Consider the following 23,565-nt stretch of genomic DNA (forward strand, 5'->3'; position numbering starts at 1 on the left):
TGGGCGCCCTCAAACCCATCCATTCGATCGCGCCGCATTTCTACGAGCAGTTCACCCCTGCCGGCTACAAGGTCGAAGTCATTCCATTTGAAAGCCCGACCGAGGGCAAGAACGCCGTCGTGACCAAATCTGTCGACTTCGGCATGTTCGGCATCGCTGCGGCCACGCTGGGCGCGGCAGCCGGTGAACCCATCGTCGTGATTGCCGGTGCCTGCAACAAGGGTATGGGCGTCGTCGCAGGGAAGGACAGCGACATCGGCGCGATCAGCGACCTCAAGGGCAAACGTGTCGCCATCTGGCCCGGCTCTACCCAGGAAGTGTTCATCCTGGAACGGTTGCGCATGGAAGGCATGTCGATTGCCGATATTACCCCGGTTCGCATCTCGTTCAGCGAAATGCACCTCGCGCTCGCCCGTGGCGATATTGATGCCTATGTCGGCGCAGAGCCCGCGCCGGGTGTCAGCCTGGCCACGGGTGTCGGCAAGATTGTGGAGTACCCCTATGGGACCGAGATGGGGGCGCTCAACATGATCTTCGGCGCCCATCGTGACACGTTGGCGGACCGGCCCGAACTGGTCACAGTCATCCTCGACATCCACCGGCAGGCGTCGGAATACGCCATGGCCAATCCGGAAGCCATGGTCGACATGGCGGTGATGAAATTGGGTCAGGACCGCGCTGCCATCGAGCTTTCGGCTCCGAATGTGGAACTGACCTGGAATTTCGGGGAGACAGAATTGACCCAATCCAAGACCTACGCCCAGCACATGCTGGAACTCAATCAGATCCAGGCCCTTCCCGATTTCGACCAATTGTTTGACACCAGCTTTGTCAACGCACTGGCACAAGGGGCCTAGCCATGAGTGTCGCGGCCGACCGGAACCAGACACCGCCAGCCGCAACCGCTCCTCGAAGGCAGATTGCCTTCGAGGCTGCGCGGCTCAAACAACCTGCCTTGGCGCTCTTGCTACCCCTGCTGGTGCTCATCTTGTGGCATCTGGCGACAGCCGGAAAAGCCTATAGCCTGATCCCACCGCCCGCACAGGTGGGGCTCGCTTTTTACGACCTCGCCTTTGGCGGCATACGAAACGACTTCTTCAGTGGGACACTGCTGACCCACGTCATCGCCTCGGTCTCCCGCGTCTATGGCGGCTTCTTTCTGGCAGTCCTCGCAGCGCTGCCCCTTGGCTTGCTGATCGGGCGTATCGAGGTCGTGCGCCAGATGCTCGACCCGATGCTGCAGATCTTGCGGCCCATACCTGTGACGGCGTGGCTGCCGCTCGCCATGATCATCTTTGGTATTGGTCCCACCTCCGCAATCTTCCTGGTCTTCCTGGGCGCGTTCTACCCGATCCTGATCAACACCGTTTTCGGCGTGCGCTCTGTCGAGCCGCGCCTGTTCGAAGCGGCCAGCATGTTGGGATGCACACCCTCGGCGCAATTTGCCAAGGTTGTCCTGCCCGCATCCCTGCCTGCTATCTTCACTGGTCTCCGCCTCGGGCTGGGCTTTGCCTGGATGATCATCGTGATCGGCGAAATGACCGGGGTTCCCACCGGCCTTGGCGCCATCATCATGGAGGCGCGGCAACTCTCTCGCACCGAAATCGTCATCTGCGGCATGATCGCCATTGGCGTCGCCGGTTTCATCTCCGATCGCATCATCCTGATGATCGGCCGCAAGCTCTTGTCCTGGAGCCCCAACCATGTCTGACACGCCCACCATTCTGTCCCTGCGCCATGTCGGCAAAACCTTCGACGTAAAGGGCCGCAAGATCGAGGCCCTGCGCGATGCCAATCTCGACGTGAAGCGAGGCGAGTTTGTCTGCCTGCTCGGCGCCTCGGGCTGTGGCAAGTCGACCCTGCTGCGCATCGTTGCCGGGTTTGAAACCGCAAGCAGCGGTGAGGTGCTGATGTGGAACCGGCCGATCGAAGGGCCAGACCCGACCCGAGGCATGGTCTTTCAGGATTACGGCCTCTTTCCGTGGCTGACGGTCCGCGACAATATCGGTTTTGGCCCGGCTTCGCGCCGGCGTCCCAGCCGTGAGGTCAAGGACACAGCAGACCACTTCATTGATCTGGTCGGCCTCGGCAAATTCGCCGACGTCTATCCACACCAGCTCTCCGGGGGCATGAAGCAGCGGGTGGCCATTGCGCGGGTTCTCGCCAATGAGGCCGAAATGGTGCTGATGGACGAACCGTTCGGTGCCCTGGATGCGATGACGCGAGAGCGGTTGCAAGACGAGCTGCTGGAATTGTGGGATCGCACCAAGCTGACCGTGCTCTTTGTCACCCACTCCATTGAAGAAGCGGTCGTCCTGTCTAACCGGGTCATCGTCATGAGTGCCGGGCCGGGGCGTATCGATAGCGACATCACCGTGAACCTGCCCAGACCGCGCGACGTATCCAGCCAGGACTTCAACGAGCTCCGACGGTCATTGTCCGGCAAGTTGCACAGCCATCACGGGAAGGTCGCCGCGTGAGCTTCGTAGTGGAGGAGAAGAATGACCCTCCAGTCTGGCGCGGCATGGACCGAGCTGCCCTGGACCGCGCCTATGACAATAGCGGCGCTGTAGCCGAGAGCGGACAATACCTTGCAGGCTGGTATACAAGGACTGCGGCGCTTCGGGCAGAACCCGGTCATCTGCTGGACCTGCGCTATGGACCAAGGGAGCGCAACCGCATCGACATCTACCGCTGCGGCCATGCTGATGCACCCATGCTGGTGTTTGTTCACGGCGGTTACTGGCAGCGCAATTCCAAGGAAATATTCGGCTGCATGGCCCAGGGGCCGATCACCGCCGGTCTGGATGTCGCTTTGGTCGGCTACACGCTGGCGCCTGACGCGTCCCTGGCAGAAATTGTTGCAGAAGTCCGGGCTGCGATATCCTTTATCCGTCAGAGTTCTTCAAACCTCGGCACCGGCAAGGACCGACTGGTGATCTCCGGATGGTCCGCGGGTGGGCACCTAGCGGCCAGCGCGATGGACATGGCCGAGGTCGATGCCGGCCTGACCATTTCCGGCGTATTTGATCTCGAACCGATCCTGTTGGGTTCTCTCAACGACAAGTTGGGCCTTATCCGGGAGGACGTCCAACGCCTCAGCCCGATGCAGAACCTGCCGAGCCGGGCAGGCAACCTTGTTGTCGCCTATGGCACAGCGGAACTGCCCGAACTGCAGCGCCAGTCACGAGACTATCTGGCTGCCTGGCAGGCAGGGGGGTTGAACGGACTCCTCGTGCCCATAGAGGGGAGCAATCACTTTTCCATTCTCGAACAGCTTGCGCAGCCGGATGGACTGCTGGCGCGTGAGGCCGCACGACTTGGCGGACTGTCCTGAACATTGGATCGCCGAGGCCCTGACCACATCGCCCCTGCCCTGTGTCCACATCATCGTCTTGGGTGCAACAATCACGATGGTACCCAGCCAGGCAACGGGGTCGACGACAGGAAGGGCGCACTCCTGCCAAGGAAGACCTGTTGGGTGGCTAGAGGAACCTATGGATGTGCTGTTCAGACGAGGCGGCCTCCCATCCTGGGTCACCGGAGCGCGCAAACCGCAACAGCGATCGAGACAACTCGGTCGCCAGGGCCGAGGCCGATGCATTCCCGCTAGCGAGAGGAATGCAACCGAGCTGACCAAAGGCAAACGGTTCGTCAAAGCCATGCGCGGCGCCCAACCGCCCGTTCTCGAAGTCAGGCACCCAGCAGAATTCATAGGCATAGCCTGTGCCGCCCGCGGCCGCATGGACCGATTGGGTCCTGAGCGCGGGATCGCGGTAGATCGCGCGAGACAGGAATACTTCCTCATATTCGGTGAAGCTCAGCCCAGGCCGTTCTGCTTCCAGTGCCGTCAATCGGGCCTGGGCATCATCAGGGTGGAAACGGGCAATCGAGGCAAGAAGGGCTTGACGATCCGGCACCTCCGGCATCAGTCCGAACGCGTACCACATGCGCGCTTCGTCGCGCGTCCAGCCGGTGACGATCCGGTGCTGTTTGAAGCGGCCCGATGCGAGTCCATCCAGTGGATGGCGTGGAAGGCTTGCCCCATCCAGAACGATGCCGAAGGTGCGGCCACCCGGTGCGTTGCGCTCGCCCAGATGGGTCGCCAGCACCTGCTCCTGTACGGAAAGGATGGTCTCAACCGGCAGTGCTTCCAAGGCCGCAACGTCGCCCGGACTGATACCCGTCTTGCCCAGAAAATCAGCGGCCAAAGCGGAGGCCGTGGCACTGTCGATGATCCGGCTGGACGGTCCACTCATCACCCACACCCGGCGATAGAGATGGGCCAGCCCCCCCACTCCGAACAAGGCGGAGATGGTGAAGGCACCCGAGGACATGCCGACCAGGGTCACATTGTCAGGGTCGCCGCCGAAAGCCGCGACATTCTCATGCACCCAGCGGAGCGCGGCGACGAAATCGAGCATGCCGCGATTGACGGCACCATAGTCGGGCCCGAAGGCGTCGGCCAGATGCAGGAAGCCCAGCGCCCCGACCCGCATATTGGGCCGGACCAGCACGACGTCACCACGCTGGGTAAAGCCCACCTCGTCCAGCCAGCCACCTTGGGCGGCCCCGCCCTGGAAACCACCCCCGAAGGCATGGACGATCACGGGCCGGCGGCCATTGTCGGCGGTCGGCGTGTAGAGATTGAGGTTGAGGCAGTCCTCGCCGGTCTCGAACCCATCCCCTTTCGGTGCCCAGGCTGGCATCGGGCGCCGTGCTTGTGGGGGCGCGAACCCGTAGCGCGTTGCGTCGACCAGACCTTGGGGTTCAAGCGGCTCGGGCGGCTTGAACCGCCTTTGCCCGATCGGGGCATCGGCATAACGAATGCCCAGGAAGCGATCGCCCCTGACGTCCCTCAGGCCACGATAGGTCGCGTCACGGCTACGGATTTCAATAGGAGTGGCGTCGGTCATGCCGCTTCGGCCTTGTCCAACAGGTGGCAGGCTGCCTTCTGGCCGCCGCCAATGTCGCGCATTGCCGGCTTTTCGTTGACGCAACGGTCAAAGGCATGCGGGCACCGTGTCCGGAACGCGCAGCCGCTGGGCACGGCATGGGCGCTGGGAATTTCACCCTTGAGCCGTGCCCTTTGGCCGCTTCCCTTGCCGGGGGCTGAAGCAAGGAGCGCTTGCGTATAGGGATGGGCCGGCGCGCCATAGATGCGGTCGCGCGGCCCCTGCTCCACGATTTCGCCGAGATACATGACGCCGATCTCGTCGCACATGAACTGGACCACCCGCAGGTCATGCGAGATGAACAGCATGGTGGTGCCATGCCGGTCCTGCAGGTCGCGCATGAGGTTGAGCACCTGTGCCTGTACTGAAACGTCCAGCGCGCTCACCGGCTCGTCAGCCACGATCAATTCGGGATTGGTTGCCAATGCCCGCGCAATGGCGATGCGCTGCCGCTGTCCGCCGGAAAACTCATGCGGAAACCGGTCCAGCGCCGCCCGTGGCAGGCTGACTTCGGCCAGCAGGCGCTCGGCTGTACGCAATCGATCGCTGGGCGTGCCGATATCATGCACCAGTTGGGGTTCGACCAGCGTTTCGCGCACGCTCATGCGGGGGTTGAGAGAACCGAACGGATCCTGAAAGATCATTTGCATATGCCGGCGCTCAGCGCGCAGCGCCCTGGGGGCAAGCTCGGCCAGGTCCCTGCCCCGGAAGCTGATGGACCCGGTTGTCGGCTCGACGAGGCGCAGGACCAGCCGCGCGGTCGTCGACTTGCCCGAACCCGACTCACCGACCAGGCCGAAGGTCTTGCCGCGTGGGATCGAGAAGCTGACATCGCGCACCGCCTTGACGGCCCGGAAGGACTTGCTGAGGCCGGTGACGCTCAAAATGCTCTGCTCGGTCATGGCCGGTCCTCCAGCGGATGCCAGCAGCGGGCGTCGGTCACCCCGTGCCGCTCCAGCGATGGTCGGGTCCTGCACTGGGCGTCGGCGCGGCCACAGCGCGGCGCGAACCGGCAACCTTCGGGCCATTGGCCGACCGGGGGTACGGTGCCCAGGATCGGGGTGAGGCGGGTCCGCCCGTCGTCATGCGCCGGGACCGCATCGATAAGGCCGCGCGCATAGGGATGGGCCGGGCTGCGCACTATATCGGCGCTAAACCCGCGCTCGACCACATCGCCCGCATACATCACCACGGCTTTCTCGCAGAAGTCGCCCACCACTTCGAGATCGTGAGTAATGAACAGCATGGCCAGGTTGAGCTCACGCCGCATGTCCTCGAGCAGATCGAGCACCTGCGCCTGGATGGTCACATCGAGCGCCGTGGTCGGCTCGTCGGCAATGATCAGCGAGGGCCCGCAGGAAATGGCGAGCGCGATCATCACCCGCTGCCGCATGCCGCCAGAGAGCTCGTGTACATAGCCCCGGAGAATGTCGCGGGCCCTGGGAATGCCGACACGATCAAGCAGTTCGGCCGCCCTGTCAGTGGCGTCCTTGTGACTGAGCCCCAGATTGTGCCGGAGCGTATCGGTCATCTGCCGCCCGATGCTGAGCGTGGGATGCAGCGCCGTCATCGGCTCCTGGAAGATGAAACCCATATGCCTGCCGCAAAGCCTGCGCCGGTCCTTGGGAGGGAGCGCGGAAATTACCGTCCCGTTCAGCGTGATATTGCCAGCAATCTCGGCGTTGTCGGGGGCGATGCCCATGATGGCCGAAGCCGTGATCGACTTGCCGCACCCGCTTTCTCCCACCAGCGCCACGGCCTCGCCCTCGGCAATGGCAAAGGAGACATCGGTGACGATGGGAAGGAGCCCGTCGGCGTTGCGGAAGGCAAGACTGAGGTTCTCGACTTCGAGTACGGTCTTGCGGGCGGCTCCTGGCGATACAGTCTCGGCCGGCAGCGGTGTGATATGCGCGGTCATTGGTAGCGGATCCGGGGGTCAAGAATTGCGTAGATCAGGTCGATGACCAGGTTGAGCACGGCCAGCACCAGCGAAATGGCAAGGACGCCGCCCTCGACCAGCGGATAGTCGCGCCGGCCCACGGCCTCGACCAGCATGCGCCCCAGGCCCGGCAGCGCGAAGATGATCTCGATGGTCACCGCGCCACCCAGCAGATAGCCCGCCGAAAGACCGGCGACGGTGATCACCGGCATGGCGGCCGTGCGCATGGCATAGCGGCCGATCACCGTGCTTTCGGGCAGGCCCTGGGCCCGTGCGGTGGTGATATAGGGCTCGTTGAGCACATCGAGCATGGACGAGCGCATCATGCGGGTCATCAGAGCCGATTGGCGCACGCCCAGCGCCAGGGCCGGCAGGAAGATCGTGGCACCAAAGGCAATGAGACCGGCAGTCGGCGGATTGTAGCCCGCCACAGGAAACCAGCGCAGCGTCACTGCAAAGACGAAGATCAGCAGCAGCGCAAACCAGAATTCGGGCAGCGAAATCCCCAATACGGCTGCCGTCACCACGCCCCGGTCGATGGGCTTGTTCCGGTTCATCGCCGAAATCAGACCCAGGGTCACGCCGATCAGCACCGCCAGCGCGAGCGCCACCACCGCCAGGAGAATGGTCACCCCGGCATAGCGCGGGATGATCTGCATCACCGGTTCGCGGAAGAAGATCGAATTGCCCAGGTCCAGCGTCACAATGCCCCTGATCCAGAACAGGAACTGCACCCAGATCGGCTGGTCGAGGCCGAGCTGGTTGCGCAGGGCGGCGATCTGCTCGGCAGTGGCCTGGTCGCCCAGCATCATGCCGGCGGGGTCACCCGGCGACAGGCGCAGCAGCAGGAAGACCAGGATCAGCGGCACGAAGATCGTGGGGAGGATGAGGAGGAAGCGTTTTCCGAGATAGCGCAGCATGTCAGCGCCTCCGTGCCAGGCGCGGGTCGAGAATATCGCGCAGACTGTCGCCCAGAAGATTGAGCGCAAGAATGGTGAGCATCAGCGCCAGGCCCGGGAACAGCACGATCCAGGGCGCCTGGGCGATGTAATTGCGTGCCTCAGTGAGGGCATTGCCCCAGCTCAGCTCCTTCGGGCCGATGCCGACGCCAATAAAGCTCAGACCGGCTTCGCCCAGCACGGCAGCCGAGAAGATGAAGGATGCCTGCACCAGGATTGGGGAGCTGACTGCCGGCAGGATATATCGCGTGAACAGACGCAGCGTCGGTACGCCGACGGAACGGGCCGCTTCGATCATCTGCAATTCGCGCACCACCAGGACTTGCCCGCGCACCACCCGCAGCGAAGGCGCAACCAGGACAATGGAGAGTGAGGTGATGACGGTGGACATGGACGGCCCCATGATGGCAGCAGCGGCGGTGGCCAGCACAATGCCAGGAAACGCCATCAGGCCGTCCACGATGCGCATCAGCACCATGTCGACCTGCCGGTAGAAGCCGGAAATGGCGCCTAGGACGACAGCGACGGACATTGAGATGGCAGTGACCACGAGGCCGACAAACAGCGATGTCCGTCCCCCATGCAGCACCATGTTGAACATGTCGCGCCCAAGATTGTCAGTGCCGAAGTAGTGCTCGGCACCAGGCGGAATGAACCGGTCGGCAGGGCTGACCTTGAGCGGGTTGCCCGGTGCCAGGAGCGGCGCCAGCACCGCGCTCAGCGCCAGGACCACCAGCAGGATGATCGAGGTCATGGCCGTTGGATTGGCCACCAGCCGCTGCCAGACCGGCTTGTTGGTGGTGACGAAGCTTTCTTCGTCACCACCGGCCAGGCGGTCGGGAGATGTCGCCTGCGTCATGCTCATGATCAGTTCGCCGGCGGCGCGACGTTATAGTAGTCGCCCGAACGCGAGGGGATACGGGCCGGATTGCCGACGCCCTGGCGGATGCCATACATGTTGGACTCCGTGCCGTATTTGATGAACGGGAACTGGTCATAGGCCAGAGCATGGATCTTCTCGAAGATCGCCTTGCGCGCTTCCGGGTCGATGGTCGTGGCGATTTCCTGCATCAGGGCCATCTTTTCCGGGTCTTCCCAGAAGCCGGGATAGCTGGCGTTGAGATAGGCGATCGAGGTCGGGTCCACATAGGTCGGCAGGAAGCTCGAAAAAGCATCCATCTGGGCAGCGTCGGCGCGGGCCTGGATATAGTTGGCCATCGGCGACTCCACGATCTCGACATTGATCCCGTATTCTTCGAGCTGCTGGGACGCAGTGATCGCGGTCAGGAAATGCTTCTGGTACTGCTCGGAGGCCACCAACCAGCGGATCGGCTCGCCGTCATAGTTTGACGCCGCCAGATATTCCGTCACCTTGTCCGGATCGGGTGTCCCGAAGCCCTCGGGAACACCGGCCGTGGTGTACCAGAACGAGTTCGGGTCTGGGATCCAGCTGGGGTCGAGCGTGTAGAACTCGGGATTGCCCACCGAGGCGAGCATGATCGGCTCCATCTCGAGCGCATGGTAGATGGCGCGACGCAGATTGACATCGGCCGCGACGCCTTCCCTGGTGTTGAACACCACGGTCAGCGATTGGTTGTTGGGCACTACCACTGCTTCGGTGTTGGGGTCGTTCTGCAGCGCATCGTAGAAGTCGCTCGGCAACTCGTTGGCGATGTCGATTTCCCCGGTGATCAGCGAGTCGCGCCGCACCGAGGCCTCCGGCATCAGGCGGAAGCTGATCTGGTCGGCATAGGCTTGTTTTTTGCCCGAGGCGCCCGATGTCGGCTCGCTGCGGGCGGCATAATCGTCCCAGCGGGTCATGGTGACGCCCTGGTCCGGCTGATATTCGGCGAGCGTGTAGGGGCCAGTGCAGTCGAGCCCGCGGGTGGCCTCGGTGGGCGAAGCCCCTTCAAGCGAGGCGCTCGACATGATGACGGCCTGGGTACCGGCCAACAGGCCCGGCACGATCGGGGATGGTGAAGCCATCTCGAACACCACCGTCTTGTCGTCCGGCGCGCTGATGGAAGACACCGCGCCCTTGAAAGCAGCGCCGATACCGGCCGATTCCCGGAAGCGGTTGAGCGAGGCGACAACATCGGCTGAGGTCAGGGCGGCGCCCGAATGGAAGTTCAGCCCGTCGCGCAGAGTGACGGTCAGGGTCTTGCCGTCTTCGCCATAGGAGAAGCTGTCGGCCAGCATGGGCTGGGGCGTCCAGCTCTCGTCGAGTGCGAACAGGCCTTCGCAGACGACGCCAGCCGTGGCCCAGTTGACGCCGAATGTCGTCACCACCGGGTCAGGCGACGGTGCCATCTGCGAAATGCCGATGCGCAGCGTGCCGCCTTGCGGAAAATCCTGGGCCAGCGCCGGGACGGCCAGGATGGCGAGTGACGCGCCGGCTAAAAGGCCACCACGCAGTGTTGATGTGAGTTTCATGCTCTTTCCTCCCTTTCGCCCGCTAGGGGGCGGTTTGCAGTTGGGGCGACGGCCTTGGGCCCTCTCCCGGTTCGACAGGCACGCGGATCTCCATTCCGAGCACCAGATAGCTCAGGCATTTGCCGTGGGTATCCAGCCCGAGGCTGGAATTGACCCCACCTTCAAGTGCGTCCTCGATGACGAAATTGAGGGCGCCCAGCCGCGGCAGTTCGTAGCGCGTCACCTGCGTCACGCCGCGATGGGCGAACAGCGCCGCCACGCGCTCAACGGTGACTTCGGACAGCAAGACCGGCCAGTGACGCGCCTCGTAGGCGATGACATTGACGTTGAGCCTGTTGCCCTTGTCACCCGAGCGCCCGTGGGCGATCCGATGCAGGGCCGTGGTGGCGAAGTGACCGCTCATGGATGATGCTCCGCGAACCGGTAGCGGGCCTCGACCAGGTCCCGCGGCACCATGTGTGAAATGGTGCGGACGCGCGGCCGCACGCTCTGGCGCACGCCCCCGCCCCCGGCCGGGCCGCAGCAATAGAGCGCATTGACCTCCTGCACGGCCTGTTCGACGGCACGCTGGGAATTGCCGCCGAAGGCAAAGCGCACGCGATAGTCGCCGGGCGCCTCATCCTCATAGTCGACCAGAAGATCGCCCTCGTCGGAATCGAAGGTGCTGACGGCCCCGATGACATCAGCGCGATGGCGGACACCGAGTTGACGCATACGGATGCGCTCATTGATCGTGGTGATTGCGAGCCGCGCCCGCGCCAACGCATTGGGTCCGGCATAGGAAATTTCGGCCTCGCCCAGCCAGTCACCATAAAGGCTCACTGTCGCCTTGAGGCGCGGCGGCGCGGCGTGGCCACGCGCCCCCGTGACACGCACCCTGTTGGGACCGTCCTTGGCAAGTTCGACCCCGGTGACATCCAGCGTCACATCGGGCGTCAGATAGGCTGCCGGATCGTGGATTTCGTAGAGCAGCTGCTCCTTGACGGTGCGCAGGTCGACAACGCCTCCAGTGCCCTCCGCCTTGGTGATGACGAAGCTGCCATCGGCCTCGACTTCGGCAATGGGAAAGCCGATATCTGCCGTACCCGGGACGTCCTTGAACCCTGGATCGGCAAAGAACCCACCTGACACCTGCGAGCCGCATTCGAGCAAATGCCCGGCAAGGGTGCCGGCCGCGATGCGATCGAGGTCGTCCCACGACCAGTCGAAATGGGCCACCAAGGGTCCCAACACTAGGGCCGGATCGGCCACCCTTCCAGTGACAACGACTTGCGCACCCGCCCGGATTGCCTCGGCGATCGGTGCAGCCCCCAGATAGGCATTAACGGCAATCACGTCCCCCTCGATCTCGGGTAAGCGCCCGTCCCCATCCCATCGCTCGGTCTGATCGAGGTCGATGCGGCCGGTGAGGTCATCGCCCTCCACCACCGCAATGCGCAAGGATCCAAGCCCGAGCCGCGCCGCCATCGCCTGGATGACGGCGGCGGCCGCCGGCGGGTTGGCCTGGCCGAAATTGCCCACGATGACGATGCCATGGGTTACGCACTGGGCCAGGATGGGCTCGAGCAGATCTTCAAGTAGCGGCTCGTAGCCGCGTTCGGGATGATGCTTGCGGGCGATCTGCCCCAGGGCCAGCGTTCGTTCCCCCAGCGTTTCGAAAATGATCGCGCCGCCCTGGCCGGCAGCGGCGATGCTTGCCACCACGGATTGGGGGGCATCCACACGATCCCCTGAAAAGCCGGCGCCACTACCGATGCGATACACCGCGATCCTCCCTGATCGTCATGATCATCGGTATCATTATCGATAATGTCAACGATGATTGTGTGGTTGTGGGAAACTGGGTAGGATGCCGCAAAAGATCGATTAGGAGTCGTGGGGCGGATGCGAACTGCCAAGCCTTTGTCGGATCAGACGAAAAACTGGGACGCCGTTTATCGCGACCTGCAGCGCCAGATCATTGCGGGCCAGCTCCGCCCCCGCGAACGTCTGGTGGAAGACGAGATCATCGAGCGTACCGGTGCAACGCGGCACGCCGTGCGCCGCGCCTTTGACGAGTTGGAACGAGTCGGGCTGGTGATCCGCCAACCCAACAAGGGCGTGCAGGTCCGGGATTACTCCATCGCCGAAGTCGAGGAACTCTACGAAATCCGCGAATGCCTCGAGACGCGCGCCGCCACCCATTTCGACCGCCCGGCAGGGCCGGAACTGGTCTCGCAACTGACCGATATCGCCACGCGCCACCGCGAAGCCTCGCGCAGTCAGCGCTATGGCGAGGTCTTTTCACTCAACAACGTTTTTCATGAAGTGCTGTACCGGGCTGCCGGCAACCAGCAATTGGCCGATGCCATCCTGCACTACACATTCGCAACTCACCCGATCCGCACCCGCGCCTTTCCCAGTGAGGAATTGCGCGAGATCGCCATTGGCGAGCATTTCGACATGATCGACGCCATTGCCCGCGGCGCCCCGGAGGAATTGGCCGGGATCATCCGCAAGCATATTCAGGGCCCCAAGGAGTTCTATCTCAAGGCGACCTATATCCAGGGATCGATCTAGACGATCTTGTCGACCCAAACTGGTCGTTTGCGAATTTGATCAGCCATGTCCACCACTGGAAGCAGCCCGTGAAGAGTTGCATAACCGGAATGGGGCCGCGGTCGGCCGGTCTTTCGCTAACGGGGGCATTGCTCCCCCTCCGATACGCAACCCCCATAGCGGTCGGCTCACGCTCCTTGAGTTGAAAAAGGCTGCAATACTCATATGCGCGCCCTTCATGCTGCCGGTCGGTTTCGATCCACGGACTGAGCCGGGCCGGACCGGCCAACGGCGCCCGCAAGTGTTCCCAATGGCGCGGCCACGCCCCGCAGTGTGGCATGTCAGGCGCTGGAAACTAGCACGTTTTTTCAATAGCTTAAGATGGGAATTGGCCGACACACTTGTCTACTAAAGTTTTAGTTTGACAAATGATGATGGGCGGGCTGATTATCGCGTCAGCCAGTGGGAGCTGGCTCACATATCTCAGGGAGGAGACAGGATGCGGAAGTACATTCTCTCCGCAGTGGCAGCGAGCGCTGTCATTGCGGGAGCCGGCCCGGCTTTGGCCGATGCTGCGGCTGCGCAGAAGTGGATCGACCAGGAATTTCAGCCATCGGTGCTTTCAAAAGAAGAGCAGATGGCGGAGATGGAATGGTTCATCAATGCAGCCCAACCCTATGCCGGCATGGAAATCAACGTGCTGTCGGAAGGCATTCCGACGCACTCCTATGAATCCAAGGTACTGACCCAGGCCTTCGAAGAAATCACAGGGATCAAGGTGAACCACCAGATCCTCGGTGAGGGTGAAGTGGTGCAGGCGGTGCAGACGCAGATGCAGACGCAGCGCAACCTCTATGACGGCTACGTCAACGACAGCGACCTCATCGGCACCCATTCGCGGCTGCAGCTGGCCTATCCGCTCAGCGACATGATGGAGGGGGGCTGGTCTGATGTGACCAACCCGGACCTCGACCTCGAGGACTTCATGGGGCGCCAGTTCACCACCGGGCCCGACGGCAAGCTCTACCAGCTTCCTGACCAGCAGTTCGCCAACCTCTATTGGTTCCGCAAGGACTGGTTCGACCGTCAGGACCTGAAGGACGCCTTCAAGGCCAAATACGGCTACGATCTGGGCGTTCCGGTCAACTGGTCGGCCTATGAAGACATTGCCGAATTCTTCACCAACGATGTGAAGGAGATCGATGGCGTGCCGATCTACGGCCACATGGACTACGGCAAGCGTGCGCCCGACCTGGGCTGGCGCATGACCGACGCCTGGCTGTCGATGGCCGGCGCCGGCACCAAGGGCGAACCGAACGGCGTGCCGATCGATGAATGGGGCATCCGTATGGAGGCCGGTTCGTGCAACCCTGTCGGCGCCAGCGTCAGCCGCGGCGGCGAGGCCAATGGCCCGGCGGCGGTCTATGCGATCGCCAAGTGGGACGAGTGGCTGCGCGAATATGCCCCGCCCGGTGCGGCGTCCTACGACTTCTACCAGTCGCTGCCGGCACTATCGCAGGGCAATGTCGCCCAGCAGATCTTCTGGTACACCGCCTTTACCGCCGACATGGTCAAGCCGTTGTCGGAAGGCAACAACACTGTGGATGCTGATGGCATGCCGCTCTGGCGCATGGCGCCCTCGCCGCACGGCCCCTACTGGGAAGAAGGCCAGAAGGTCGGCTACCAGGACGTTGGTTCCTGGACCTTCCTCAAGTCCACGCCTGAAGACCGTGCCAAGGCGGCCTGGCTCTATGCCCAGTTCGTCGTCTCCAAGACCGTCGACGTGAAGAAATCCCACGTGGGCCTCACCTTCATCCGCGACTCCACCGTGCGGCATGAGAGCTTCACTGAACGGGCGCCCAAGCTGGGTGGTCTGGTCGAGTTCTATCGCTCGCCCGACCGCGTGCGCTGGTCGCCGACGGGCATCAACGTTCCCGACTATCCCAAGCTCGCCCAGATCTGGTGGCAGCAGATCGGTGACGTGAATTCCGGTGCCTTCACGCCGCAGGAAGCCATGGACCGCCTGGCCGAGGAAATGGACATCACCATGGCGCGCATGCAGGCGGCGGACGAAAGTGCCAATGTCTATGGTGGCTGCGGCCCGCGCCTGAACGACCCTGTCGACCCGTCCGAATGGCTCGGCAAGGCGGATGGGCCCAAGGCCAAGCTCGAAAACGAGAAGCCGCCGGGGGAAACCATCGCCTACGAAGAGCTCGTGGCCCGCTGGGCCGAAAGCTGAGGGTCGCAACCCTGCCTGCCCGGGAGAGGTTCCGGGCAGGTCGGGCCGGGAGGCGCGGCAACATCCCGGCCCACGCATCGAAGCAAGATCGCGGCAACGCATCTTGGAGCGCTTTCCAGCAGACGCGGCAGCAGCCCTGCGGCTCGGAGCCTCCATAAAACAAGAACTCGTATCATTCCGGCGGTGCAATGGAACGCTGAAGTGATCGCGCACACCCTGGGGGGAACATGGCGCTGGAACTGAGAGCGATCACCAAGCGCGTTGAGCAGGTGACGCATATCAAGGAAACCTCGCTGCTACTGGAACCGGGCCGGTTCAACGTGCTCCTGGGAGAGACCGGAGCGGGCAAGACCTCGCTTATCAAGCTGATGGCCGGGCTCGACCGGGTAGCGACCGGGCAGATTCTCATGGACGGCCGTGACGTGACCGGGATGAGCCCGCAAAAGCGCAATATCAGCCTCGTCCACCAGTTCTTCGTGAACTATCCGCACATGACCGTCTTCGACAATATCGCTTCGCCCCTGCGAGTGGCCGGCATGGCCAAATCCGAAATCCAGGGGCGGGTCGAGGCAGCAGCGGACGTGCTGCAGCTTCGCCCCATGCTCCACCGGCGGCCGCATGAACTCTCCGGCGGGCAGCAGCAAAGGACGGCGCTTGCCCGCGCCATCGCCAAGGAGTCGACTGCCGTCTTTCTCGACGAGCCTCTCGCCAATCTTGACTACAAGCTGCGCGAAGAACTGCGCGAGCAATTGCCTGAGCTTTTCGCAGGGCGTGGCGCGGTCGTGGTTTACGCAACCTCGGAGCCCGCCGAAGCGCTCATGCTCGGTGGCCGCACGGCCCTGATGCAGGATGGGCGGGTGACGCAATTCGGCCCCACAGCCGAGATCTACCGGCGGCCCAACACGTTGGTTTCCGCCCGCGTCTTTTCTGATCCCCCGATCAATTCGGCGCCAGTCACCAAGAGCGGCGACCGGGTGGAACTGGGCCACGGTGTCGGCTGGCAGCTGACCGGCCCGGCGGCCGCGCTGCGGGACGGCACCTATACCGTTGCGATCCGGCCCAATTACATTTCGCCCGTGCGGAGCGAGGCCGCCTTTGTGCCCATGACCGGCACGGTACAGATCACCGAGCTTTCGGGGTCGGAATCCACCGCGCATTTTCGCCTGGGCGCGGAGACCTGGGTGTCGCTCGCGCCAGGCGTGCATCGCTACCATGTCGGCGAGGACCACGAGTTCTTCATGGACCCCGCGCACTGCTTCTATTTCGCGCCCGATGGCGCGCTCGTTGCCTGAGGATCGCGCATGGCCAAGATCACGCTCGACAAGCTGCGCCATAGCTACATGCCCGACCCGAAGGGTCCGCAGGACTATGCCATCAAGGAGATCAATCTCGACTGGCAGGATGGTGGCGCATATGCGCTTCTTGGTCCGTCAGGGTGCGGGAAGTCCACCCTTCTCAACATCATATCCGGTCTCCTTCAGCCATCGGAGGGACGCATCCTGTTTGACGGGAACGACGTCAGCGCCCTACCACCCGACCGGCGCAACATCGCCCAGGTTTTCCAGTTCCCGGTGATCTACGACACGATGACCGTCTACGACAATCTGGCCTTTCCGCTGCGCAATCGCGGGGTGGACGAGGCCAAGGTCACCGCCCGGGTCACCGAGATTGCCGAGATGCTCGAAGTCACCGAGATGCTGAGGGTTCGCGCGGCTAATCTCAGCCCCGACAACAAGCAGAAAATCTCGATGGGCCGGGGGCTCGTGCGCGACGACGTCAATGTCATCATGTTCGACGAGCCGCTCACGGTGATCGACCCGCATCTGAAATGGAAGCTGCGCTCCAAGCTGAAGGAACTGCACCAGAAAGTCGGCGTGACCATGATCTACGTCACCCATGACCAGACCGAGGCGCTCACCTTCGCCGACCAGGTCGTGGTGATGCAGGACGGCGAGGTGGTCCAGATCGGCACGCCGGTGGACCTTTTCGAGCGGCCCGCCCATACCTTCGTCGGCCACTTCATCGGCTCACCCGGCATGAACGTGCTGCCGGCCGAGGTGAAGGATGGGGCCGCTTTCTTTTCTGGCCAGAGGATCGCGCTGGAAGGCGCAATCATCCCCGGAGCCGGCCTGCATCAGATTGGCGTTCGCCCTGAATTTGTATCGCTCGCGGCCACCGGCGTACCGGCCACCGTGCGCAAAATCATGGACCTCGGCCGCCATGCTGTCGTCGAGGCCCTGGCCGGCGAAACGCGAATTAACGCCATCGTCGAGGGCACATTGCCGGGACCGGGAGAGGCGGTGCATCTCAGCTTCCGACCCGATCAGACGCGGCTTTACCGGGACGGCTGGATCGCCAGCGAAAAAGAGAGGGCCGCCTGATGCGCAAGGTCAACCAGAAGGGCTGGCTCTTCGTCCTCCCCGTTCTGCTTCTCGTCGCCTTTAACGCTTTGGTGCCGATGATGACGGTCGTCAACTATTCGGTCCAGGAAACCTTCGGCAACAACCAGTTCTTCTGGCACGGGCTGGGCTGGTTCGAGCAGATCCTGCGGTCCGAGCGCTTCCACGCGGCCCTTGGCCGGCAGTTCCTGTTCACCGCCATGATCCTCGCCATCGAGGTGCTACTGGGCGTCATCATCGCCCTGTCGATGCCGCGCAAGGGGTTCTGGGTGCCTTTCTGCCTCGTCACCATGGCCCTGCCAATGCTCATTCCGTGGAATGTCGTGGGGGCGATGTGGAACATCTTCACGCTGCCTGACATCGGCCTGCTGGGCTATGTGATGAACCATACGCTGGGCATTCCCTACAACATGACGCAGGATCCGCTCGCGGCCTGGATCACTGTCATCGTCATGGATGTCTGGCACTGGACCTCGCTCGTCGTGCTCCTGTGCTACGCCGGCCTCGTTTCGATCCCCGACGCCTACTACCAGGCGGCCAAAATCGACGGCGCCTCGAACTGGTCGGTCTTCCGGTTCATTCAGTTGCCCAAGATGAAGCAGGTGCTGACCATCGCGGTGCTCCTGCGCTTCATGGACAGCTTCAACATCTATACCGAGCCCTTCGTGCTCACCGGTGGCGGACCCGGCAATTCCACGACGCTGCTCTCCATCGACCTGGTCAAGATCGCGCTGGGACAGTTCGACCTCGGCCCGGCTGCCGCAATGAGCCTGATCTACTTCGCGATCACGCTCTTTGTCTCGTGGTTGTTCTACACGCTCATGACGCGGCACGACGTGAAATAGGGAACGAAGATGAAAAAAAGATCCATTGTCGTAATCGCCTATATCGCCTTCCTGCTGCTGCCGATCTACTGGCTGGTGGCGATGAGCTTCAAGACCACGCAGGAAATCCTCGGCGGCTTCTCGCTGTTCCCGCAGGTCTGGACGCTCGAGAGCTACCGGACGATCTTTACCGATCCGACCTGGTATTGGGGCTATGTCAACTCCATCCTCTACGTCACGATCAATACGGTGATCTCTGTCGCCGTGGCGCTGCCGGCGGCCTATGCCTTCTCGAGGTATCGCTTCCTGGGTGACAAGCATCTCTTCTTTTGGCTGCTGACCAACCGCATGGCCCCGGCGGCGGTCTTCGCCCTGCCCTTCTTCCAGCTCTATTCGGCGATCGGGCTGTTCGACACCCACATCGCAGTGGCGCTGGCCCATTGCCTGTTCAACATCCCGCTGGCGGTCTGGATCCTTGAAGGCTTCATGGGTGGCGTGCCCAAGGAATTGGATGAGACTGCCTTTGTCGACGGCTATTCCTTTCCGCGCTTCTTTACCCAGGTGTTTCTGCCCACGATCAAGGCAGGCGTCGGCGTGGCAGCCTTCTTCTGCTTCATGTTCTCCTGGGTGGAGTTGCTCCTGGCCAAGACGTTGACGGCCGTCTACGCCAAGCCCATCGCCGCCACCATGACGCGCACAGCCTCGTCGGCGGGTTATGAGCTTGGCCTGCTGGCGGCGGCGGGGACGCTCACCATCATTCCCGGCGCCATCGTCATCTGGTTCGTCCGTAACTACATTGCCAAGGGCTTCGCCCTGGGGAGGGTCTGATGCGCTACCTCATAGGCCTTCTTGCGCTCCTGCCGACCGGGGCGCTCGCCCAGCAAGCCGGCTGGGGCAATGTCGGCAAACCCGTCGAGACGGGCTTTTCCTGGACGGATCCGCTTTGGCCCTCCTTCTGGATGGCCTGGACACCCGCCACGCTTCTCGTTTTCATCGGCATCTTCACCGCGATGGGCGTACTCATTGTGCTCGAAATCCGCTCCCCCGGCGGGCATGAGCGCCGGGGCGTGCTCGGTCTGACGACGACCCGCGGCGACCGGCTCTTCATGACGCTTCTGGGCACCAGCTACATCTTCATGGCCTGGCTCGGGTTGATCGGGTCGCCGCTCTGGTGGCCGCTCGGACTCTCGCTCGCCTGGGGCGTCTTCTGCTTCTGGAAGGTCTAGGCGCTGTTTCAGGACGAAGGGCCATTCCACTTGGAGAATTACGCAAACCTTAGTAGAAAGGAGGCTTTCAGATCGTGCAGTATTGGACCGAGGCCGAAATGAGCCAGAAGAAGACGAAATTCCTGACCGAGGTGGAACTGGAATTCATGTCGAAGCTCTGGGAACTGGGCGAAGCCACGGTGCGCGATGTGCAGGATGCGCTCGGGCCCACGCGCAAGCTGGCCTATACCTCGGCCGCCACGATCCTGCGCATACTCGAACAAAAGGGCTTCGTGACAAGCACGAAACAAGGCAAGTCCTTCTTCTATACGACCACGCTGAGCAAGGACACCTATCAGTCACGATCGCTCAGGAACCTCTCCGAAAAGCTGTTCGACAACGCCCCCGCGACGCTCGTTGCGCGGCTCGTCGATGACAATGATCTGTCCGAGGAGGCGCTCGACGAAATTCGAGCGCTGATAGATAAGAGGCTCAGGGATGATAAACGCTAGCGCGCTTCTGGATGCCTATGTCGATGTGAACCTGCTTCTGGCTCTCGTCTGCGTTCTCTGGTTCTTGTGCCGGCGAATGCTGGACATGGCGGGTCTCGCCCATGCCGTGACGGCGCGGCTCAATCTGTTACGGGCGGTCCTGCTCGCCGTAATCCTGAGCCCGGTGTTCGTTGCGCTCCTGGCCCTTGTCAGCAAAGCGGGCTATGTCGCCCCCCACCACGGCGTCAACGTCACTGACTTCATCGTTGCCCAATATCTCCAGGGCCGGTTCGAGATGAACGCCTCCGCCCTCGAAGGGCTTCTGGGCATACGGAGCCAACTGGCCGAAGCGGCCTTTTCGCCCACGGGGCGGCTGGTGCTCTGGGCCCTGGCGGCGGGGACTGTCATCTTCCTCGCGCGGCTCGGCTGGAGCGTGGTGAAACTGCAGCGGATCATCGCCGACAGCTATGTCTGGCGCCGCTCGGGCCGTCTGGAACTGCGCGTCTCCGACACGGTCGCCGTGCCGTTTTCCACCCGCGGACTGCGTACCCGGATCGTTGTCCTGCCCTCCGGCATGCTGGCGCGTGAAGCCGATCTGAAGATTGCGCTCGGCCATGAATTGCAGCATCTGCGTCAGGGCGACGTGGAATGGGAGATGGTGATGGAGTTGGTCCGGCCCTTCCTGTTCTGGAACCCGGCCTTCTATGTCTGGCGGCGTCACGTCGAGGAGCTGCGCGAGCTCTCTTGCGACCGGCAGGTGCTGTCGCGGCGGGGCTACGATGTCGCGGCCTATTGCGAGTGTCTCTTGCGGGTCTGCCATGATGGCATCCGTCGTCACCGGCTTCTTTCCGTCGAAATGCCGGTCGTGGCTCTTGTCAGGCCCGAAAATCGGCTGTTCGGCGGCCGTTCGGCCATGCTGCTCAAGCGGCGGATGATGTCGGTGATCGAGGGGCGTGCGGAGCGGCATCCACGGCTGGTTTTTGCGGCGCTGGCCGTGCCTGCACTGGCACTGACATTGTTCGCCTCTGTCGCGATCCAGAAACCCGGCGACTGGAGCCAGGACCGGATCATGCTCTCAACCATCGTCAACCTTGAACGCCTTGCCGCGGTGAACGGTCCTGTGCCCTCGTTCGGCTCACCAGGCTTCTGAGCGCATCCATCCGAGTCTCGGTCTGGTGGCGTTAAAGACCGAAGGTTTGGTCGTCGCCGTCTCTCTCCATTGCAGGTCGCGGCAGATCACATAAACGAAGGCGCTAGGCACACGGGCGACGGCGCAGCCAATATCTTCCCGAACTGGGATGCTTCCAGCGCGTCGCCATTCTGAGGTTCATTTGTACCGCTCCTATATACCAGTCGCGCGGTTACAAAGCCAATAACTCCAGAGGGTTACCAGATAACCTGACATTTGGGAGTAATGGCGGAGAGAGAGGGATTCGAACCCCCGATAGAGTTGCCCCTATGCCGCATTTCGAGTGCGGTGCATTCAACCGCTCTGCCATCTCTCCGCGAGATCGAAACGTCCCTGGAAAGGACGCCGCTGGTCGATACGGGGCGGCTTATGACATAGCCTCGTCACGCCTGCAACACCTCTTATGCATGCAATTGGACCACATGGGACACACCGCGACGATCTCACAATCGCGTGCGTTCCAATCCGTCCCACCCCGGAGGCGTTAGTCCTAGTGTTATCGAGACAGAATGGGAGACTGCTCTTATGGTTACACGCCGCACCGTCGTCGCCGGCATGGCCGGCTTGCCCCTGGCCGGCTTAGCCGTCAATTTCGGATCAACCGTCGCAAAAGCTCAGGAGATGCCCATGGCTGACACCGTTAGCACCAGTGCCGGCGACCTGGTCATCCACCCCGTGGATCATGCCAGCCTCGTGCTGGAGTTCGATGGCAAGGCCATCTATGTCGATCCGGTCGGCGGGCCGGAGCGCTACGCCACCCTGCCCGCACCATCCGCAATATTGATCACTCATGGCCATGGCGACCATTTCGATCTGCCGACGCTCGAAGCCATTGCTGGCGATGCGCCCCTGATCACCAATGGCGATGTCCGTGAAAAACTGCCCGAAGCGCTCAAGGCCCAAGCCACCGCCATGGCCAATGGCGAGAGCGGTACTATCCTCGACCTGCCCATTCGGGCCATCGCCGCCCATAACATCACGGAAGACCGCATGCGCTATCACCCCGTCGGCGTGGGCAATGGCTATGTCCTGAGCTTCGGCGACAGCCAGGTTTATGTCGCGGGCGACACCGAACCGACGGAGGATATGCTGGGGCTGACCGGAATTGCCGTGGCATTCCTGCCCATGAACCTGCCCTACACCATGACGCCGCAGCAGGCCGTCGAAGCGATCAACACCTTCAGGCCAGCCATTATTTATCCCTATCACTATGGAGACAGCGACCTCAGCCCGCTCAAGACGGATGTCGAAGACGGAATCGAAGTCCGCCTGCGGAACTGGTATGCCCTGAGCCAGGACTGACCGGCGCTGGTTCGCCGTTACCGATGACAGGTCATCGCGACCATGGCTTGCCGCCAAACAGCTTGACTCTTGGGGACTTTGCCCCGATAAGCGCTCCAATCTGCGCACCGGTCCGTCCGGTGCGCTGGTTTTGTTTGAAAACGCTGCTCGAGGCTGCCGGCTGAATTTTCAGCCCTCATCATTCGAAAAGCCCGCGGAAAGGCACGAAATCCGCGGCGCCGCAGAGCGCGACAGATAGGGACCGGTTGGGAGTACCAGCTGGCATGCATATGACTTTCGCCGTTATCAAGACGGGCGGGAAGCAGTACAAGGTTGCTGCCAACGACGTCATCAAGATCGAAAAGCTCGAGGCCGAGGCTGGTGACATCGTCACCTTCGACCAGGTCCTCATGGTTGGCGACACCATCGGCGCTCCGCTGGTGGAAGGCGCCCTGGTTGCTGCTGAACTGGTCGAGACCAAGAAGCAGAAGACCGTCATCATCTTCAAGAAGCGCCGCCGCCACAATTCGCGTCGTCGCAATGGCCACCGCCAGCTGCTCTCGACCGTGCGCATCACCGAGATCCTGACCGGCGGCGCCAAGCCGACCGTCAAGGCTGCTGCCAAGGCCGAAAAGACCGAAGCCGTCGCCGAAAAGGCCCCGGCCAAGAAGGCCGCCGCCTCCAAGGCAGAAGCTGCTGCCGAAGCCCCGGCCAAGAAGCCGGCTGCCAAGAAGGCCGCCGCCAAGACCGAAGACGCCGCTGCTGAAAAGCCGGCGAAGAAGGCCCCGGCCAAGAAGGCCGCTCCCAAGGCCACCGAAGAATAAGAGGAACCGAGAACCATGGCACACAAGAAAGCAGGCGGCTCATCCCGCAACGGTCGTGATACCGCTGGTCGTCGTCTCGGCGTCAAGAAGTTCGGCGGCGAAGCTGTGATCGCCGGCAACATCATCATTCGCCAGCGTGGCACCAAGTGGGCTCCCGGCACAGGCGTCGGCCTGGGCAAGGATCACACCATTTTTGCGCTCGTGGACGGCACCGTGTCGTACCGAACCCGCGCCAACTCCAAAGTACACGTGTCTGTCATCCCGGCAGAGGCCGCCGAATAACCCGGCA

At 62.6% G+C, this 23,565-nt stretch carries 24 protein-coding genes and 1 tRNA gene; 16 read left to right on the forward strand and 9 right to left on the reverse strand.

The window, feature by feature from the left end; genetic code table 11:
• From QZ564_RS10910 to QZ564_RS10925, 4 genes are all read left to right on the forward strand, one after another.
• Positions 1-857 (forward strand): NrtA/SsuA/CpmA family ABC transporter substrate-binding protein (locus QZ564_RS10910; RefSeq protein ID WP_297109255.1); only part of this gene is annotated, 857 nt, incomplete at its 5' end.
• Between the two features lie 2 nt (positions 858-859).
• The gene (locus QZ564_RS10915) at positions 860-1,711 is read left to right on the forward strand and encodes an ABC transporter permease (RefSeq protein WP_297109257.1); all 852 of its coding nucleotides are present in this window, start codon (positions 860-862) and stop codon (positions 1,709-1,711) included.
• Positions 1,704-2,480, forward strand: a complete 777-nt coding sequence (locus tag QZ564_RS10920) for an ABC transporter ATP-binding protein (RefSeq protein WP_297109260.1) — start codon at positions 1,704-1,706, stop codon at positions 2,478-2,480. The genes QZ564_RS10915 and QZ564_RS10920 overlap by 8 nt, the downstream gene beginning before the upstream one ends.
• Positions 2,477-3,337: an alpha/beta hydrolase gene (locus tag QZ564_RS10925; RefSeq protein ID WP_297109263.1), complete on the forward strand. Its 861-nt coding sequence runs from the start codon at positions 2,477-2,479 to the stop codon at positions 3,335-3,337. Before QZ564_RS10920 ends, QZ564_RS10925 begins: the two co-directional genes overlap by 4 nt.
• A gap of 148 nt (positions 3,338-3,485) precedes the next feature.
• Here QZ564_RS10925 and QZ564_RS10930 read toward each other — a convergent pair whose 3' ends face one another.
• The 8 genes from QZ564_RS10930 to QZ564_RS10965 are packed head-to-tail and all read right to left on the reverse strand — an operon-like array spanning position 3,486 to position 12,050.
• On the reverse strand, positions 3,486-4,916 hold the full coding sequence (locus QZ564_RS10930; protein ID WP_297109269.1) for a carboxylesterase family protein: 1,431 nt from the start codon (positions 4,914-4,916) through the stop codon (positions 3,486-3,488).
• The gene (locus QZ564_RS10935; protein ID WP_297109272.1) at positions 4,913-5,857 is read right to left on the reverse strand and encodes an ABC transporter ATP-binding protein; all 945 of its coding nucleotides are present in this window, start codon (positions 5,855-5,857) and stop codon (positions 4,913-4,915) included. The genes QZ564_RS10930 and QZ564_RS10935 overlap by 4 nt, the downstream gene beginning before the upstream one ends.
• Positions 5,854-6,873 carry an ABC transporter ATP-binding protein gene (locus tag QZ564_RS10940; RefSeq protein WP_297109275.1) on the reverse strand — a complete coding sequence of 340 codons (1,020 nt, stop codon included), beginning with the start codon at positions 6,871-6,873 and terminating at the stop codon, positions 5,854-5,856. The genes QZ564_RS10935 and QZ564_RS10940 overlap by 4 nt, the downstream gene beginning before the upstream one ends.
• Entirely contained in the window at positions 6,870-7,814 is a 945-nt protein-coding gene (locus tag QZ564_RS10945) for an ABC transporter permease (RefSeq protein WP_297109279.1), read from the reverse strand. Before QZ564_RS10945 ends, QZ564_RS10940 begins: the two co-directional genes overlap by 4 nt.
• Position 7,815: 1 nt before the next feature.
• A complete protein-coding gene (locus QZ564_RS10950) occupies positions 7,816-8,718 on the reverse strand; it encodes an ABC transporter permease (RefSeq protein ID WP_297109282.1) in 903 nt (300 codons plus the stop codon).
• A gap of 2 nt (positions 8,719-8,720) precedes the next feature.
• The gene (locus QZ564_RS10955) at positions 8,721-10,286 is read right to left on the reverse strand and encodes an ABC transporter substrate-binding protein (protein ID WP_297109285.1); all 1,566 of its coding nucleotides are present in this window, start codon (positions 10,284-10,286) and stop codon (positions 8,721-8,723) included.
• 22 nt (positions 10,287-10,308) lie between these two features.
• Complete coding sequence (locus QZ564_RS10960; protein WP_297109288.1) at positions 10,309-10,689, reverse strand: hypothetical protein; 381 nt, start codon at positions 10,687-10,689, stop codon at positions 10,309-10,311.
• Positions 10,686-12,050 (reverse strand): acyclic terpene utilization AtuA family protein, encoded by a 1,365-nt coding sequence (locus QZ564_RS10965; RefSeq protein ID WP_297109291.1) that lies wholly within the window; start codon positions 12,048-12,050, stop codon positions 10,686-10,688. Before QZ564_RS10965 ends, QZ564_RS10960 begins: the two co-directional genes overlap by 4 nt.
• 120 nt (positions 12,051-12,170) lie before the next feature.
• Between QZ564_RS10965 and QZ564_RS10970 the strand changes: the two genes are divergently transcribed.
• The 9 genes from QZ564_RS10970 to QZ564_RS11010 all read left to right on the forward strand — a co-directional run bounded on the left by QZ564_RS10970 (position 12,171) and on the right by QZ564_RS11010 (position 21,132).
• Positions 12,171-12,845: a GntR family transcriptional regulator gene (locus tag QZ564_RS10970; RefSeq protein ID WP_297109294.1), complete on the forward strand. Its 675-nt coding sequence runs from the start codon at positions 12,171-12,173 to the stop codon at positions 12,843-12,845.
• Between the two features lie 478 nt (positions 12,846-13,323).
• Positions 13,324-15,063, forward strand: a complete 1,740-nt coding sequence (locus QZ564_RS10975; RefSeq protein ID WP_297109297.1) for an ABC transporter substrate-binding protein — start codon at positions 13,324-13,326, stop codon at positions 15,061-15,063.
• 227 nt (positions 15,064-15,290) lie between these two features.
• On the forward strand, positions 15,291-16,355 hold the full coding sequence (locus QZ564_RS10980; protein WP_297109302.1) for an ABC transporter ATP-binding protein: 1,065 nt from the start codon (positions 15,291-15,293) through the stop codon (positions 16,353-16,355).
• A gap of 9 nt (positions 16,356-16,364) precedes the next feature.
• Positions 16,365-17,444: an ABC transporter ATP-binding protein gene (locus tag QZ564_RS10985; protein ID WP_297109305.1), complete on the forward strand. Its 1,080-nt coding sequence runs from the start codon at positions 16,365-16,367 to the stop codon at positions 17,442-17,444.
• Positions 17,444-18,307, forward strand: a complete 864-nt coding sequence (locus QZ564_RS10990; RefSeq protein WP_297109309.1) for a sugar ABC transporter permease — start codon at positions 17,444-17,446, stop codon at positions 18,305-18,307. The genes QZ564_RS10985 and QZ564_RS10990 overlap by 1 nt, the downstream gene beginning before the upstream one ends.
• 9 nt (positions 18,308-18,316) lie before the next feature.
• Positions 18,317-19,114: a carbohydrate ABC transporter permease gene (locus QZ564_RS10995; RefSeq protein WP_297109314.1), complete on the forward strand. Its 798-nt coding sequence runs from the start codon at positions 18,317-18,319 to the stop codon at positions 19,112-19,114.
• Positions 19,114-19,512 (forward strand): DUF2160 domain-containing protein, encoded by a 399-nt coding sequence (locus QZ564_RS11000; protein ID WP_297109318.1) that lies wholly within the window; start codon positions 19,114-19,116, stop codon positions 19,510-19,512. Before QZ564_RS10995 ends, QZ564_RS11000 begins: the two co-directional genes overlap by 1 nt.
• 74 nt (positions 19,513-19,586) lie before the next feature.
• Positions 19,587-20,003: a BlaI/MecI/CopY family transcriptional regulator gene (locus QZ564_RS11005; protein WP_297109321.1), complete on the forward strand. Its 417-nt coding sequence runs from the start codon at positions 19,587-19,589 to the stop codon at positions 20,001-20,003.
• Complete coding sequence (locus tag QZ564_RS11010; RefSeq protein WP_297109323.1) at positions 19,990-21,132, forward strand: M56 family metallopeptidase; 1,143 nt, start codon at positions 19,990-19,992, stop codon at positions 21,130-21,132. The genes QZ564_RS11005 and QZ564_RS11010 overlap by 14 nt, the downstream gene beginning before the upstream one ends.
• A 265-nt stretch (positions 21,133-21,397) precedes the next feature.
• Here QZ564_RS11010 and QZ564_RS11015 read toward each other — a convergent pair.
• A tRNA-Ser gene (locus QZ564_RS11015) sits at positions 21,398-21,487 on the reverse strand.
• 311 nt (positions 21,488-21,798) lie between these two features.
• Between QZ564_RS11015 and QZ564_RS11020 the strand changes: the two genes are divergently transcribed.
• The 3 genes from QZ564_RS11020 to rpmA all read left to right on the forward strand — a co-directional run bounded on the left by QZ564_RS11020 (position 21,799) and on the right by rpmA (position 23,558).
• A complete protein-coding gene (locus QZ564_RS11020; protein ID WP_297109326.1) occupies positions 21,799-22,473 on the forward strand; it encodes an MBL fold metallo-hydrolase in 675 nt (224 codons plus the stop codon).
• A gap of 269 nt (positions 22,474-22,742) precedes the next feature.
• Complete coding sequence (rplU, locus tag QZ564_RS11025; RefSeq protein ID WP_297109389.1) at positions 22,743-23,276, forward strand: 50S ribosomal protein L21; 534 nt, start codon at positions 22,743-22,745, stop codon at positions 23,274-23,276.
• Between the two features lie 15 nt (positions 23,277-23,291).
• Entirely contained in the window at positions 23,292-23,558 is a 267-nt protein-coding gene (gene rpmA, locus QZ564_RS11030; RefSeq protein ID WP_297109329.1) for a 50S ribosomal protein L27, read from the forward strand.
• Positions 23,559-23,565: the final 7 nt, after the last annotated feature.

Origin of the sequence: uncultured Devosia sp. (genome assembly GCF_913055165.1) — a bacterium.
Lineage (GTDB): Bacteria > Pseudomonadota > Alphaproteobacteria > Rhizobiales > Devosiaceae > Devosia.